Annotated in this window: 13 protein-coding genes; 3 read left to right on the forward strand and 10 right to left on the reverse strand. The window is 39.4% G+C overall.

Annotation, left to right across the window (positions count from 1 at the left end; translation table 11 throughout):
* Positions 1-245 precede the first annotated feature (245 nt).
* Together M2265_RS06975 and M2265_RS06980 are read left to right on the forward strand one after the other, a co-directional pair.
* Entirely contained in the window at positions 246-854 is a 609-nt protein-coding gene (locus M2265_RS06975; RefSeq protein WP_132771295.1) for a hypothetical protein, read from the forward strand.
* 125 nt (positions 855-979) lie between these two features.
* Positions 980-1,651 carry a formylglycine-generating enzyme family protein gene (locus M2265_RS06980; protein WP_237682702.1) on the forward strand — a complete coding sequence of 224 codons (672 nt, stop codon included), beginning with the start codon at positions 980-982 and terminating at the stop codon, positions 1,649-1,651.
* Here the strand turns inward: M2265_RS06980 and M2265_RS06985 are convergent.
* From M2265_RS06985 to M2265_RS07005, 5 genes are all read right to left on the reverse strand, one after another.
* Positions 1,648-2,523 (reverse strand): thiol-activated cytolysin family protein, encoded by an 876-nt coding sequence (locus tag M2265_RS06985; RefSeq protein WP_132771294.1) that lies wholly within the window; start codon positions 2,521-2,523, stop codon positions 1,648-1,650. The two genes, M2265_RS06980 and M2265_RS06985, sit on opposite strands and share 4 nt — an antisense overlap.
* 7 nt (positions 2,524-2,530) lie before the next feature.
* Entirely contained in the window at positions 2,531-3,085 is a 555-nt protein-coding gene (locus tag M2265_RS06990; RefSeq protein ID WP_132771293.1) for a hypothetical protein, read from the reverse strand.
* A 265-nt stretch (positions 3,086-3,350) separates the two neighbouring features.
* Positions 3,351-3,953 (reverse strand): PLP-dependent aminotransferase family protein, encoded by a 603-nt coding sequence (locus tag M2265_RS06995; RefSeq protein WP_165905941.1) that lies wholly within the window; start codon positions 3,951-3,953, stop codon positions 3,351-3,353.
* Positions 3,934-4,320: a hypothetical protein gene (locus M2265_RS07000; protein ID WP_132771291.1), complete on the reverse strand. Its 387-nt coding sequence runs from the start codon at positions 4,318-4,320 to the stop codon at positions 3,934-3,936. Before M2265_RS07000 ends, M2265_RS06995 begins: the two co-directional genes overlap by 20 nt.
* A gap of 12 nt (positions 4,321-4,332) precedes the next feature.
* On the reverse strand, positions 4,333-4,479 hold the full coding sequence (locus M2265_RS07005; protein WP_132771290.1) for a GntR family transcriptional regulator: 147 nt from the start codon (positions 4,477-4,479) through the stop codon (positions 4,333-4,335).
* A gap of 168 nt (positions 4,480-4,647) precedes the next feature.
* On the opposite strand from M2265_RS07005, the gene M2265_RS07010 reads away from it, so the two are divergent.
* Complete coding sequence (locus tag M2265_RS07010; protein WP_207902465.1) at positions 4,648-5,679, forward strand: zinc-dependent alcohol dehydrogenase family protein; 1,032 nt, start codon at positions 4,648-4,650, stop codon at positions 5,677-5,679.
* 219 nt (positions 5,680-5,898) lie between these two features.
* Here the strand turns inward: M2265_RS07010 and M2265_RS07015 are convergent, their stop codons facing one another.
* Genes M2265_RS07015 through M2265_RS07035 form a run of 5 tightly spaced genes read right to left on the reverse strand, consistent with a single transcriptional unit; the run spans position 5,899 to position 16,180 of the window.
* On the reverse strand, positions 5,899-7,740 hold the full coding sequence (locus M2265_RS07015; protein ID WP_243655444.1) for a carbon starvation protein A: 1,842 nt from the start codon (positions 7,738-7,740) through the stop codon (positions 5,899-5,901).
* A gap of 21 nt (positions 7,741-7,761) precedes the next feature.
* Complete coding sequence (locus tag M2265_RS07020) at positions 7,762-9,411, reverse strand: FAD-dependent oxidoreductase (RefSeq protein ID WP_132771289.1); 1,650 nt, start codon at positions 9,409-9,411, stop codon at positions 7,762-7,764.
* A 5-nt stretch (positions 9,412-9,416) separates the two neighbouring features.
* Complete coding sequence (locus tag M2265_RS07025) at positions 9,417-11,417, reverse strand: FAD-dependent oxidoreductase (protein WP_132771288.1); 2,001 nt, start codon at positions 11,415-11,417, stop codon at positions 9,417-9,419.
* 18 nt (positions 11,418-11,435) lie between these two features.
* Complete coding sequence (locus M2265_RS07030; protein ID WP_132771287.1) at positions 11,436-13,127, reverse strand: RagB/SusD family nutrient uptake outer membrane protein; 1,692 nt, start codon at positions 13,125-13,127, stop codon at positions 11,436-11,438.
* A gap of 11 nt (positions 13,128-13,138) precedes the next feature.
* Positions 13,139-16,180: a SusC/RagA family TonB-linked outer membrane protein gene (locus tag M2265_RS07035; protein ID WP_132771286.1), complete on the reverse strand. Its 3,042-nt coding sequence runs from the start codon at positions 16,178-16,180 to the stop codon at positions 13,139-13,141.
* Positions 16,181-16,223: the final 43 nt, after the last annotated feature.

Consider the following 16,223-nt stretch of genomic DNA (forward strand, 5'->3'; position numbering starts at 1 on the left):
CCACTCCACTTCCCGTACTGTTTCATTAAAATGGATATGCCCCCTCTCCCTTACGAACTCGACATGGTGTTCCCTACGCTTATTCTAACCTGTCAGCTATAAAAAATGATATTTTACAATTTTACACTACTGCAATTTTCGTTCTTTGTTTTGTCGGCCTCCATGTTGTGCACACAGGCTAAGCTGGAAAATAGATCAATTATTAAGGATAACTAAAAATAAACAAGAACAAAATTCAATTTAAGATGAAAAAAAATGCTCAGTTAATAGTCGGATTTTATGCAGGGATAGTAACGATTGCTTTTCTAATGCTTTTTTACTCGTTCAATACATTACATCAAAAGTTTGATGAGATTACAGTCAAACGGATCAATATCGTTGATGATAAAGGCGTAAATAGGATGATTATTTCCAACCAAGAAAGGATGGAGCCACCGATTTTATTCGGAAAAAAATACAAACGCGCATTAAATCCTGCAGGTATCATATTTTATAATGAAAAAGGAGATGAATGCGGCGGATTAGCGATTTCAAAAAATCCGGAAACCAATACTTACGCTTTGGCTTTTGACTATGACAATGCGGATGCAATTGGAATTTTAACACAGCAAAGTAATAAAAACAATCACTATAAATCAGGTATTGTCATCAATGATAAGGATCTTGCTGGTAAAATTGGTGGAAATACGAATAGAATTAATTTAATGACTGACAATGGAAATTCAGGTTTAGTCATTAATGGTCCAGATGAAAAACCACGTATCATCATATCGGTTGACAGTCTGGGCAATCCTCTGTTTAAAATCCTGAATAACGAAGGTAAATTAATTAAAGAAATCAATTCTTCTGAGTAAGTTGTCCTGCTTATACTAAAAATACTATTTTTGATACATACAGCGGGAAACAGATTAATTTTGTAAGTTCGATGTCTGAAGCGATAAGAAAATAAATGGGCGAATTGAATTGAAGCAGCATGGCAATGAAATCAATTTTTTTGGAACAGATGGTGGAGATACCAAGTGGACAGATTGCGTTACGCGATGACAGAACAAAAGAGAAGTGGACGGTAAACATTAAACCATTTCTGCTTCTCAAATTTCCTGTAACGCAGGAACTGTATGTTGAAGTCACCCATACTAACCCAAGTACTTATATCGGAAATTCCCTTCCTGTTGAAACCGTAACATTCAAAGACGCTGTGATTTTTTGCAACAAGCTCTCTTCTCTAAACAAATTAGAACCATATTATAAAATTAACGCTGAAAATGAAGAAATAACCTATGATGAAACAGCAGCCGGATTTCGCTTACCAACAGAAGCAGAATGGGAGTATGCCTGTAAAGCAGGAACAACTGGAGTTCGATATGGCAAATTAGAATCAATTGCATGGTATAAGGACAATTCAGAGCATAAAACTCAAAATGTAGGACAAAAGGCCCCAAACCCCTGGGGACTTTACGATATGTTGGGCAATGTATGGGAATGGTGCTCCGATCTATACGATACCGAGGTATATGGGTCCTACCGTATTTTCCGCGGTGGCGGTTTTTGTGACACAGAAAGGAGCGTAATGGCAACAACACGCAGAAGAAGTCATCCGTCAAAATTTAAAATTGACGACCTAGGATTTAGAATTGCGAAAAATAGTTAGTATGTATTAGAAAAAATTTGATTGTTTCTGAGGTAAGCAGCACCAAAGGAGATCGGAAGTCCAGGACTACTAAAGTCTTTTTTAGCGTCGATATAATCTAGAACCTCTTCTAACATCCTACTAGAGTCAACATCAATTACATCTTGGCTACCGAGCAACGCTACCCGGAAGGTGCAATTGGCCAAAACACCTTTTTCCTGATTTGACAGTTCCTTCCTTGTCAAAATAGCAGATAGGGCATTTTTCACTTGAGATGCATCTAAATTGGATTCAACAAGAACAATCGCCCTGCGACCAAAAGAAAGGGTATTCACATAAATAAGCTCATTGCTATTATAGCGGTCAAGCAGTGCATTATTAGTTTTAAATTTACCTTCGGCAGGTAGATCCATTTCAGCAGTAAAAGCCACACGCTCCATATTTACAGCGAGTAATGTTTGTGGTTTTTCATCAGGATCAGAAACTGAAAACCAATCCGCTACATCAATCTTCTGACCGAAGTAATGCGCAACATCTCCATAGCTCTTCAAGTCTTTGATACTAAAGGAGAAGCTGTTTTCACTATGAGGAACGCTATTTGCAATCTGCTGTGCTTCCTCAATTACATTATAAAAGGCTGCTTTTTCAGATTTGATGATTTTACTCTTTAACTTAATCCCTCCAAAACTGACAACAATATCATCCTGTATGACATCCAACACATCGTGAGTTTTAGCATTTATTAAACTTTCTTGCAGCACCGCTCCCAAATAAAGTTGATCAGGAGATTTTGCAGTAATTACAGTTGATTTCTCATTTTGGGCAAATACAAAAATTGATAATATCATTCCAATGAAGGAAAATAAAATATGTAATGGAAGGTATTTCATCATAACAAGTCTAATTATATAATAGGTCAAACGTCAACCAAGTTAAGCTTGAAAACTGGTCTGTTTTGGAAAATAGAGAATCATCCAATTTCATATGATATTCCTGACCAAGGACAAGTCTTGTTGCCGGTGCTTGATCCTTTTTTTGCGCATAAAACGTCATGTTTAATTTGAAATCTTTCTCGTTCGATTTTTCTCCTAATTGTTTCCACGATTGCTTATCTCCTAGCTGAAGATACAGCTTGTCCCCCTCCCATTTTGATTTGAATTTTTCCACAAGATCAAAAGGCTTTACCAGGAATGTGGAGTCATTTTTGAACACAATTGATTCGGGAATTGAAAATGCGATCCGGTCACCAAAATAATTTTCAATCTCACTTTCTTTCAGCGGAGTAACATCTCCAGAGCTGATTACATGATTGAAGACTGCAATTTTTTTAGAACCTAACGTTAGTTTTATATCTGGATGGGTAGTTGGCGGCTCTATTATTGGATTGATAATTTCTTCATTGCTTTTGCAACCATTCATCACAAAAAATAAAGACATTAAATACAAATATTTCATTTTATCAGATTTGGTTAGCAAGAGTTTCACAATCGAATTCGTTGATTCTGTATGTTCCAAGAATCGAAGAAGTAACCTTAATTTTCTCAAATATAGGAAAAAATATATATTAACAAAATTTGTCGAAGATTAGATGGGGATAACAAGTAGCAATATTCAAGAACATATTGCTTAGGACAACACATAGACTGTAAAATCTCCGTCGGAACTGGTTTCCATATCCTAGAAGGCCGTGATCATTGCTGCTAAAGCCAATGAAGATATTTTAAATTAATTTTCCAATGGTGATTATTGCATTTTCAGTTTTATTGCTCCACAACGGACAGTAATTTATCCTGATATAATGGTGATAAAAATCTGAGGTTGAAAAGATATGTCCGGGACATATCCCAATTCCCTTACTTAAAGCCTCCTGTTGCAATACAAATGCATCTCTATTTTCAGGAAGTTCGATCCATATACTCAAGCCACCTTGGGGCACAGATAGCCGAATCTCTTTCGGAAAGTAGGTTGCTATAGCACTTAGATATTTCATCATCTGCCCCTGCAGTTCGATTCCTAATTTCCTGATATGACTGTCGTAATGCCCACTCTCCAAATATCTTCCTATTGCATCCTGTAGTACGGGATTTGTAGATATATTAGAACCGAATTTTAATTTTTCCAATTGTGACTGATTTTTTCCAGCAGAAACCCAACCGATTCTAAATCCTGGAGCTAAAGTTTTAGAAAACGAAGAGCAATACATCACATTATTGTAGGTATCAAATGCTTTTGCAGGTAATGATCTTGAAGTCTTAAAATTTAATTCTCCCAATGAATCATCTTCGATTAATGGAATATTCTCTTCACCTAAAATTAGTGACAACAATATCATCTATGGCAAGTGACACATTCCATTCCATCGTTCGTCTTGCTATCTGCATGAGTAGCCTGGGGTGTCCATCCACTAATGGATACTGAAAATTATCACTACTCAGATGTGTTAATGATGCATTTACGGCTTTATTAAGCTTCGTCAGCGGAAGATATTCATTTACAGGTGCTAGAATCGAAAAGTTTATAATGCCATTCTCTTTAGCATTCTTCATCATTGCCGTTGCCATTGATGTAATCTCTACTGAAGCAGGTATTGCTGGTTTCAGATTTTTGTTTGAGTTTCGAATAGCATCTGGTACTGTATTGATGATATATCCAGATCTCGGTCTTGAAATGATCAAACCCTTTGCCTCCAAAATTGAATAAGCCTAAAAAACAGTGTTCATGCTCACAGCCATTTCCTTACTCAAAGTCCTGACAGAAGGTATTTTATCACCACCTTTCAAATTTAGTTTAGAAATTGAATCCTCTATCTTACGGGCAACCTGTTCGTATAAAAAGCTTTTACCTGCCATAGCCAAAAATAAAATAAAATAAAACGTATGCAACCATTTAACTGATAACAATCCTAACAAAGAACTATAAAAATATTGACTCTTTCATCTGATCTCATTTTTTTTCACCAATCTGACTCTGTTTTCATTTTTATAATTTAGAGACCTTTGTATTATAAAATTAATAATATGTCTCAAGAACAAAATAAAATGAAAGCTTGGCAATTACATGCCTTCGGTTTGGAGAACCTCACTTTAGATACAGTTGCTATTCCAACACCTGGAGAAAACGATGTACTGATTAAAGTTGGTGCTGTATCGCTTAATTTTCGGGACAAAGCCATAGTAGATGGAATCTACGAAGCGGAAATGATCCCAAAACCCCTTATTCCTGTATCGGATGCAGTGGGAACAATTGTGAAAGTTGGCGCCAAAGTAACCCGATTTAAAGTCGGAGAAAGAGTTACCCCCCATCTTTATTCAAAATGGATTGATGGTGCCCCCGCTCCCAATGAATCTGACTTTTGCTTTGGTGCACCTTTGCCTGGAGGGCTTGCTGAATATATGATTATTCATGAAGAATCAGCAGTTTTGGCGCCTGAAACATTAAATGATGAAGAAGCTTCAACACTTCCAATTGCTGCTTTGACAGCCTGGTATTCGTTGGTTACTTATGGGAATCTTCAACCTGGAGAAACTGTTGTGATCCAGGGAACAGGTGGAGTCTCTATTTTTGGAATACAGATCGCTCACGCTTTAGGTGCGCGAGTTATTGTGACAACAAGCAGTGATGAAAAAGGACAAAGGGCAAGAGAATTGGGTGCTGACGAGATTATCAACTACGTAAAAACTCCCGATTGGGCAAAAGAAGTGCAAAGATTGACCAACGGTAAAGGTGCGGATCAATTATTGGAAGTGGTCGGTGGAGAGGGCCTCAACGACTCTGTTGAAGCAACTAAAGTTACCGGACAGATTGCTGTTATAGGTTTCCTTGCAGGGCAATCTACCCATCTTGATTTGATGCGTGTCATTTTTAAACAAACAAAAATTCAGGGAATAGCAGTCGGTAACAGAACAGCTTTCGAAGAAATGAACAAAGCTTTTGACAGATATACGATCAAACCCGTTATTGATACCGTATATTCTTTTGAACAAGCTGTCGAAGCTTATAAACATTTGGGACGTGGTGCCTTCGGTAAAATTGTCATTAAAATCAGCTAATTAAAACATGCTACAATGACATCAGTAATATGATCTAATTTGTTTAGAGATCATATTGAAAAGCTACTCAACCACAAGAGAACAATGATAAGTGATTCTTTAGGTTAAGTAGCTTTTTGAAATCAAGTAATATTTCAGTACATCCACAATAACTTTAATTTGACTTCTGTTTACCTGAAAAACTACGCATCAAAATTGAATGAGAAAAATCGAATTTCTTTACCGTTCTACGACAGCCTTTACCATTTCTCCGTTTTGATCGACAATGCGACTATCTGTTCGCCATAAAAGGTACCACTTTCTAAAAGTCCCTATAAATACGAGAAACATTAACAGCATAGCCAAAATGGCTAATGAAGCCAAAAGCATCTGTCCTTTCGGTAGATAAATATCCACGATCTGCAAGTAACCAGCCCAAAAAGTAATAATAGCCATGAATACTCCCGGTAGAGCAGTACATAAAGCATATTTACCCCTGTTCATTCGGAGCAGCATGGTCGTACAGACAATCAATCCACAGGCTGCCAATAGCTGATTACTGATTCCAAATAATGGCCAGATACTACTGACATTCCCTGTATACACTAAGTATCCCCACGAAATCGTAAAAAGAGCACTGCACAACCAAACACCTGGTTTCCAATCTTTATCTTTAAATGCAGGAATTACGGAACCTAACATTTCCTGTAAAAAGAAGCGCCCCACGCGGGTACCTGCATCAATTGCTGTCAAGATGAATACCGCTTCGAACATGATGGCAAAATTATACCAATAAGCCATAATATCATCCATAAAAGGTACCTTATCAAAAATATGAGCCATCCCCACAGCCAAAGAAACTGCACCACCAGTACGTCCATGCAGATCCACTCCTATCCTATCTATAAAATGAGGTAGATCTACCGTATGAAGTTGCGGGTGAAGTTTCAAAAATTGTGCGTAATCGTCTACAGGTGTATTAATCGCAAAATAATCGCCTGGCATTAAGGTACAAGCCGCAATCAAAGCCATCAGTGCCACAAACCCTTCAACAAGCATGGCGCCGTAACCGACAAAAAGTATTTCTCGTTCTTTTCCTAACATTTTAGGAGTAGTACCCGTTGCAATGATCGCATGGAAACCAGAGATAGCACCACAAGCAATGACTATAAAAATAAAAGGAAGTACCGGACCACCAATAACGGGTCCGCCACCATGGATAAAACTCGTCAATGCCGGCATCTGAAGCGTTGGATGAACAAATATAACCCCAACAGCAAGCATCAATATCGTTCCAATCTTGAGGTAAGTAGAAAGATAATCACGGGGCACTAAAAGAAACCAAATGGGGAGTACGGAGGCGAAAAAACCATACACCGCGATTGCGATTGAAATCGTTTTTACATCCCAATCAAACAGATCATGGACGAACGGAATTTCCATAAGCCGGTGGCCCCCAATAATACCCACGAGCAGTAAAATACCACCCAGTACACTCGCGAGTGTCACAGACCCAGGTCGATAACGCATCAGTAACCCCATAAATATAGCGATGGGCATTGTGAGTATGATCGTAAACAAAGACCAAGGAGCTTCATGCATAGCACTTATGCAAGCCAAAGATAAACCTGCAAGGGTGAGGATAAGGATAAATAAAACGGCGATTCCTGCAATTCCACCTACAACAGGTCCTATTTCTTTTGACGCAATCGTCGCCAAACTTTGTCCCTTATGCCGCACCGATGCAAATAAAACAACCATATCGTGCACCCCACCACCCAATACACAGCCGATTAAAATCCACAAAGTACCGGGAAGATATCCAAATTGTGCCGCCAGTACAGGTCCAACAAGTGGACCTGCAGCAGCAATAGCTGCAAAGTGATGACCAAACAATACCTTACGGTCAGTCTTCACATAATCGTGCCCATCAGCAAACTCAACTGCCGGTGTTGGTATGGTATCGTTAAGCCTTAAGACCTTTTTGGAAATAAAAATCCCATAAAAACGATATGCGATTGCAAAGATCAAAAGCGAAACAAAAACCAGCGTTAAGGCATTCATATTGTTCAAGTCCATCATAAATCAAGTTAACATATTACATTAATTTTCATTTCCTGCCAAAATCTGGCCAGAAGACAACAAGTGTTTTTTCAAGAGTTCGTAATCTACATTTTGCACAACACCATCATGGTTAAGCGCTAAAACGGCCGCCCAGCCAGCACTCTGACCCAGAACCATAAATACAGGTTCCATGCGAATGGAACCAAAAGCTATGTGCGAACTTGATACACAAACGGGCACTAATAGGTTCGTGCATTCATCCTTTTTGGGTAATATTGATCCAAAAGAAATAGCATAAGGCTTCGGAACGTGCACGCCGATATCACCTTCATTTTGTACAGTGCCCTCTTTGGTAATATACCGCTGCACGTTGTGCGAATCTAAAGTATATGAACCCATACCGATCGGATCGGAAACCGACCGTGCTCCCAAAATATTCTGTTCAATGGTAACATACTGACCAATCATGCGTCTAGCTTCACGGATGTACAATTGGTAAGGCCAATTCCCATTATCAGCAAACTCATCTTTCGCCAATCCCCACGTAGCCATTTTATCCTGAACAGCCTTCGGTACCGATGGATCATTTGTCATAAAATAATATAATCCCATTTGATAATCTTTATGCTGCTGTACGATAGCTTTCCGTTCCTCATAACTTGCTTCGGGATAGTTATAGTTCATTCCTATAAAATCAGTACTGAACGGTCCATGGTTATTCGCATCGGTCTTATGGTTTGGTACCAAATCAAACTTTTGGAATGTCTCATCCCAACCATTTTCATAGAGACGCTTGAGCAATTCATAATTTTCGGCCTTATAGCGTGCCGGTTTCTCGAAAGCTACCCTATTGTTTTCACTATTACTCAGACACATGCGGAAACAATAAGCTTGCAATTTGTGATCGGCACTTCCATTAGGCCCTGGTACCTGATCAGAAATACCATAGAGCAGTCCGCTACTTGGCTTACCTACTATCTTATAAGGACTTATCGGACTAGAAAAGTGATGACGATGGTGGAAAATACCAGCCTGTACACCATTCCACTGTTCACCATACTGTTGATTAGATTCACGACCTATCGTATAGCTCACCTTTGCCAATGCCATGAGATCACCTTCATAGGTCGCATCGATAAAAATCGAGCCTTTATAAACGGTACCATCTAGCGTCTTAATGGATTTTATTTTTCCATTTTGCATCTGGATACCCTCGGCCCGTCTATCCAAATAGACTTCCCGTATTACGGTAATCTGATTTTCCTTTATCCAAGATTCGAAAATACGTTCAGCGACATGAGGTTCAAAAATCCACATCGTCTGATGTGCGCTATCCATGGCAACAGTGCCCTGTCCTTTATTACCGAAAGATGATCTGGTCTGCCATCGCCAACTCGATTGCTGGGAATAATGATCAAATACATCTTGGTAAAATCTTTTAGCCAAACCGCCTATAACAGCTTTATTCCCAGTATCTGTAAAACCCAAACCACCTGAGCTTAAACCACCCAGATGCTTATCTGGTGATAGCACAATAACAGACTTACCAGCTTGTTTAACTTGTAATGCTGCGGTGAGCGCAGCGGGAGTCCCTCCGTAGATCAATACATCTACGTTTTTCTCATTAGACTGTGTAAACCCATGTTGCACATCTAATAAAAAAATCAGTAAAAACCATATATATCGCATAGCCACTAGTTTTGGTCAGAAATAGGTACCCATATCAAAGCATTAGCTGCCAATACACCCTGAGCATTAGAACGAATCTCTACATAAGGTTTTTTAGAGCCACTCTCAAACGTATATTCGCCCACTTCTACCCATGTACTGGTCGTCTGTCCTTGAATATTGACCTCCTTAAAATTAATATTTTTTTCAACAAATTGCTTACCTGTGAATACCTTGAATAAACCAGATGCGGCACTTTCAGCCGTTTTCGGAAAATAGCTATACAACTTATACTTACCAGCGACAAAATCTTTCCCAGGTGAAAATCGAGCAGTTGCAGCGGGATCGCTATGTGCTTCTTGATAGCTCATACCATATCCTTTTTTCGCAGATTTAATCCATTTGCCACGCAATTCCACCTGATCAGTGTTTTCCACTTGAATAATATAATCAGCTTGACGACCATCGGCTTTAGCGTTAGTCTGCAAGACTTGACGGATTCGATTGACATCGACATCCTGAACCGATAGCTTCTGGTCTATGGCAAGGCATGCAGCCACAGCTGCTGATTGTGCCAATACCATAAATACAGGCTCCATGCGAATCGATCCGAAGGCAATGTGACTCGCAGAAAGGCACACAGGTACCAATAAGTTATTGATCTCTTCCTTTTTAGGGACAATAGATCTGTATGAAATTGGAAATGGTGAAAACCCTCCGACTTCAACATTACCTTCATTTTTAACCATTCCGTTTACAACTACGCGGTCACAATTGTGCGAGTCCATGGTGTAAGCAGCAAAACCGACCCCATCGTTTACTGTCTCATTTCCCTGACAATGATGTTCGGTCATGACGACATCACTAATCATCCTACGGGCTTCACGCACATACAATTGTGGCGACCAATGTCCATTATCTACATATTCGTCCCGGGGGTATCCCCATTTTTTAAATTCATCCCGAATAGCCACGGGTACAGAAGGGTCATTTGCAACAAAATATAGTAATCCCTTCGTGTAATCTTCATGCGCTTTGATAATCTCCTTTCTTTTGAAATAATCAGCTTCAGGGTAATCCCAGTTCATCCCGATCATATCTGTTGAAAAGCCATTTCTATTGTTAATATCGGTCTTACCATTGGGCATTAGACTCCAGATAAAGACATCTTGAATACTTTTCCAGGGTTGAATCTCTTTTTGCCTTTTTAAGAGCTCATACTTAGCCGGATCATAATGATCAGGCTGAGTAATCGTAATTCTATTCTGGGGGATATTGGTTAGTGCAATTCTATAATTATAAGCTTGAACCTTCTTGTCCCCTGTACCATTTACCTTTACACTTTCATCGTTTATTCCCCAAAGAAGACCACTTGCAGGGTTCCCTTTAACCTTATACGGGTCTACTCCATCCGGAAACTGGTGTCCATCCAACAATTGCACCCCATTTATAGTCTCTCCATACGTCGCATTTGATTCCCGTCCTACATGATACGAAACTCCTGCCTTGGCCAACAGGTCGCCCTCATAAGTACAGTCCATATACATCTTGGCACTGACAACAATCTGTTGCTTACCATTACTTTCACTAGGTGTCACAACTATTGATTTAATCAATCTATTGTCTGTCTTCACTTGTACCAGTCTATATCCTAGCATCTGCTCGGTAGTCGAATTACTCAGATAATTCTTAAAGATAGTTTCCGCCACTTTTGGCTCAAATATCCACTGTTCAAAACCGTTGTAATATTTACCTATTTTACGATAAAAATCCAACGCCATCCCCGTTACTACATATTTATTACCGATATCTGTTTGCCCCAAACCACCCGAGCTGAGCCCCCCGATTCGCGTACCTGGATCGATCAAAAGGACCGATTTACCCGCATGCGAAGCGGTATATGCCGCGGCAACGCCAGCAGAAGTTGCCCCATAGATGCATAGGTCCACTTGTTTATTCACCTGCCCATAAGCCATTTGTAGGAGAGCGCCCAAAGTAGCTACAATTATTAAAAATCTGTTCATCATTATTCTAGGTTTTAAAGTTTAATAACCAGGATTTTGTTCCAGGTTTTTATTGGTTACAATTTCAATATTGGGAATAGGCCATAAATAATTCTTGTTCCCATCGAACTTACGTATTTCTATGACACGCATATCCTTTTGATTGGCTACTTGTTGATAATTCACCAACCCATCTTGATCAATAGCGGGGGCATTAGCAAGCAATCCTTTCGGAATGCGTCCATACAAAGTCGAATTCATGGCCTTATTTGCCAATTTCCATCGTCTCAGATCAACCATCCTAAAACCTTCATTCGCCAGTTCATAGAGTCTTTCTTTACGGACAATCTCCCTAAGTTGCGTCTGAGACTTTCCGGCTCCAACAGCAGGCATATCGACAGTAGGACGCTGTCTAATGGTATTGATAGCATCATAGACACTTTGGTCAATGGTATTGGATTCTATCATTGCTTCCGCATAAATCAATAAAATTTCAGCATATCGGCTTTGAATAATATTCAGCTCGGATTCCATTGTAAAATCTTTATCTTTCATATCGACATATTTTTTCCAGCAGTACCCTGAGAAAGTCGCATATGCATTGATCGCATCCTGATTTTGAATACGGACTGGAGACGAGGTATTATAGTTATAATTCCAGCATAGCAGACTATCTTTGTGCGTTTCAAACTGAAATCCAAAGTATACAGAACCAGGAAGCGCAATCGTATAGGCCAATCGAGGGTCACGATTATTGAAAGGTTTCTTGGGATCATACATCGGTGATTTGTCAATAGCCAGTCCGTCGGTACATGTATAAGCATCAACAATAGATTGCGATGGAATCTTGTTAGAAGTTCCTTGTGCATTTCGAGATATAAATCCCCGTGTAGTACTATGTGTTTTTGTTTTTTGTAAGCGCAGGTATTGAAAAGCAAATATTATTTCTTTCGACCCTTCTCCATCATAGGTAAAGAGCTGTCCAAAATCGGGATGTAAACTATAGACTTTAAGATCCATTACCGCTTTTGCTGATTTACTTGCTTGCTCCCACAACTCGTTGTTAAGAGCCGTGCGAGCACGGATAGCCAATGCGGCACCCTTTGTAGCCCTACCGATATCGGTATTACCATAGCTTACCGGCAGATTTGCGGCAGCATCTTCCAGTTCTTCTAAAATAAAATTAGCGATTTCAACCTTTGCACTTTTGGGAATATTAGCATCAGACAGGCTAACACTACTTTTAACCAAAGGCACTCCACCAAAATAATCGATCAGGTAAGAATACACATAAGCTCTGATAAATTGAGTTTCTGCTTTATATCTTTTTTGTAAGGTAGCATCCATCTTACCGTCCAGCTTAGAAATATTGTCCAAAATAAAATTGCATTTACTAATCACTTTGTAAGAGTTGGTCCAAATATTTCGGATATAACCATTATTACTATCATAATCTCCACGCCCCACGGCCTGCAGATCGGAAGTATTACGATCCCAACCAATATCTGTAGCATCGTCAAGTGTTAAATTAATAGGCATATCATCCGTGGGGTGAAATACGACGGCACTATATAATCCATTGACAACTAATGTCAGCTCTTCTTGATTAGCAAAATATTTTTCGTCAGACGGACCGTCCAATGGTGATCGATCCAAATATTTATCACATCCTCCCATCACAAACAGTATTCCGACAAATAAGATACTGAAAACATATTTACATAGATTTTTCATAAGTTCACAAATTATAAAGTAACATCTAAACCAAAACTATACACCTTAACCTGCGGATAAAAGTTACCATAACCGATAGGTGCCTCCACATCATAGCCATCCCAAAATTTGTCAATACTGAACAGGTTAGAACCATTAACAAAGAGCCGGAGTCTACTGACACCTATCGACTTCAAACTTTGGCCACGAAAGGTATAACCAAGCTGTACATTCTTCAATCGCAAATACGAAGCATTTTTCATCCAAAATTGAGAAGCTTGTTGATTATTATTTTGCCCAAAAGCTAGACGTGGGTATTTGGCATTTGTATGATCTGGGGTCCAACGATCTTTGTTGTCTTCTCTAATTGTTCCCCCAATGGCACCTGTAGTTGTAAACGGCTGTATCCCCGCCCCGTATAAATAACCATCTGCCTTACCGACTCCTTGCAGTAAGAAACTAAAGTCGATCCCCTTATAACTAAAATTGGAATTTAACGAATACGTATACCTTGGAATGGTGCTGCCTATGATAGTTTTATCAGATTCATTAATAACATTATCGCCATTTTGATCTTTGTATTTCAGGTCTCCAGGAGCCAACGTCCCAAATTGAGTAGCATGTGCCTTGATTTCTTCTGCACTTTGGAAATATCCTTCAGAAACATAACCAAAAATGGAATTGATGGGATGACCTTCCCGATTCACAGTAAGCCCTGTTTGATTGACGCCGCGCATATCCAATACCTTGTTCTTCACATCTGAAAGATTGAATGTGAAATTGTATCGAAAAGCTTGAGCAGGATCATTTTTATAACCGACAGACATTTCCCAACCTTTATTTTCCACAACTCCGGCATTCTGATAGGGTTTATTTAATCCGATAATAAGTGGAATATCGAGCAATAACAAGATATCACTTGTCTTTCTATTGTAGAGATCAGCAGTAAAAGTCCATCTGTTGAATAATGTTAAATCAAGACCAATATTCTTTTCTTCAGTAGACTCCCAAGTAATATCAGGATTGGACATATCGTTGAGAGCAGCTGTATTTACAATACCATTTCCTAAAGTAGAGGACCCTAAGTTAAGCGTAGCAACAGAGGGATAAGTGCCAATATTCTGATTCCCTAATTTACCCCATGAAGCGCGAATCTTTCCCTCATTCAGCCACCCCTTAATTGAGCTCAGAAATTCTTCTTGGGAGAAACGCCAACCAGCAGACGCCGAAGGAAAAAAGCCATAACGGTTCCCTTTAGCAAAGCGAGAAGATCCATCGTAACGAGCATTGAGCTCGAGAAGGTAACGATCCTTAAAGACATAATTAATTCGAGAGAATAGCGATTGCAAAGCCCATTCCGAAGCACTTCCAGTAGCTGACTGATTCAAAGCCGATCCTGCATTCAATACCTCATAGTCAGGAAGAACATACGTATCTCGAAAGCCTTGGATATAATCAATCTTATAATCCTCACGGGCCCCCCCGACTAACCAGCGTACCTGATGCTGACCAAAATCCTTGTTAAAAGTCAATGTAGCACGCATATTATTAAATAACTCTTGGCTATTATACTGTGTTAGAGCAGTGCGAACAGGAACAGAAAAACTTGCTGTACCATCAGGAAAGTAAGACTGTACAGCTTTACGAAAGTTTTTATTTACTTGGGTAGCATATTTCGGTGCATAATTGACCTCTGCTGTAAGCCATTCTTTCGGTCTATAAATCAATGAGGCATTAATACTTCCAAACGGATTCTTATTGGTTGCAATACCTCCATCTGCTGCTGCAGAAACAGGATTATTACCATTCCAACCAAGCCCCCAAGTGCCATTAGCATTTCTAAAGGTTTGATTAGCAGGGATGCTACTCATCCATTGAAAAAGCTCCTCGATACCTGCCGATGGTGATGTAATGATTGGATTCACATATTGAAAATCAAACTTCATAGCAAGTTTTTCAGAAAACTTAACATCCACATTGTTCCTAATGGTATACCTTTTGAATGAACTGTTCAAAGTCAATCCTTGTTGATCAAAGTAGCCTACTGATGTCAACATTTTGACATTGTTAGTTCCCGCATTGACCGTTAGGAAATGACTGTGCTGAAATCCGTTGCCCTGTAATGATTCCTTCTGCCAATCCGTATTGGGGTATTCATCAGAACTCCCATTTCCTTGCGTTTGATAAGTTTTAATAATATCCTCTGGATACAGAGGACTAGCACCCACATTGGTATACGCTTCATTCGTAAGCAACATATGGTCCAATGCATTGACGATTTTTGGCATATTCGAAGCAGATTGCCATCCAAAATAATTGTTGTATGCTATAGCAACCTTTTCGGAGTTACCTCGTTTAGTGGTCACCAAAATTACACCATTTGCAGCTCTGGAGCCATATATAGATGCTGATGCAGCATCTTTAAGAATTGAAATATTTTCGACGACATTAGGATCTATATTATTCATGGACCCCTCAATACCATCAATCAAGACTAGTGGGTTGGAATTACCGAGTGTGCCGATACCTCGAATGCGAATGTCCCCACCATCAGCACCTGGTTTACCTGAACGCTGGGTGACCGTCACACCAGATGCCATACCTTGAAGGGCAGATGATGTCTGGCCGGCTGGTCGATTATTTAAGTCAGCCCCCGACACCGCAGACACCGCTCCCGTTAGATTTACTTTTTTCTGAACGCCATAGCCGACAACTACGACTTCATCAATAGTCTTCGCATTGGTTTTTAACCGGATAAGAATTGTGTTTTTACTAGTTGCAGAGGCTACAAAATGCTTAACAGAATCAGCAGCATAGCCTACATGATGTCCAAAAATGGAATAGCTCTCGCCTTCAGTTAATGGACTCAAGGTGAATAATCCGTCATTATCCGCAATGAAATTCCATTTCTTATTCGTTTTTTCATGAATGAGATCAATGGTTGAACCGGGCAAGGAATTTCCTTCGGCATCCACTACTTTACCACTGACTTTCAGGTTGGATTGGGCAAATCCTACCGAAAAGTATAGGAATAGCTGTCCCATTAGCATTAATTTGATTAAAATATGCTTCATAATTTTAAGTATTGGTTATTAAAAATTAAAAAACTGGTCGTTT

This window comes from Sphingobacterium kitahiroshimense (assembly GCF_025961315.1).
In the GTDB taxonomy this organism is placed as follows: Bacteria; Bacteroidota; Bacteroidia; order Sphingobacteriales; family Sphingobacteriaceae; genus Sphingobacterium; species Sphingobacterium anhuiense.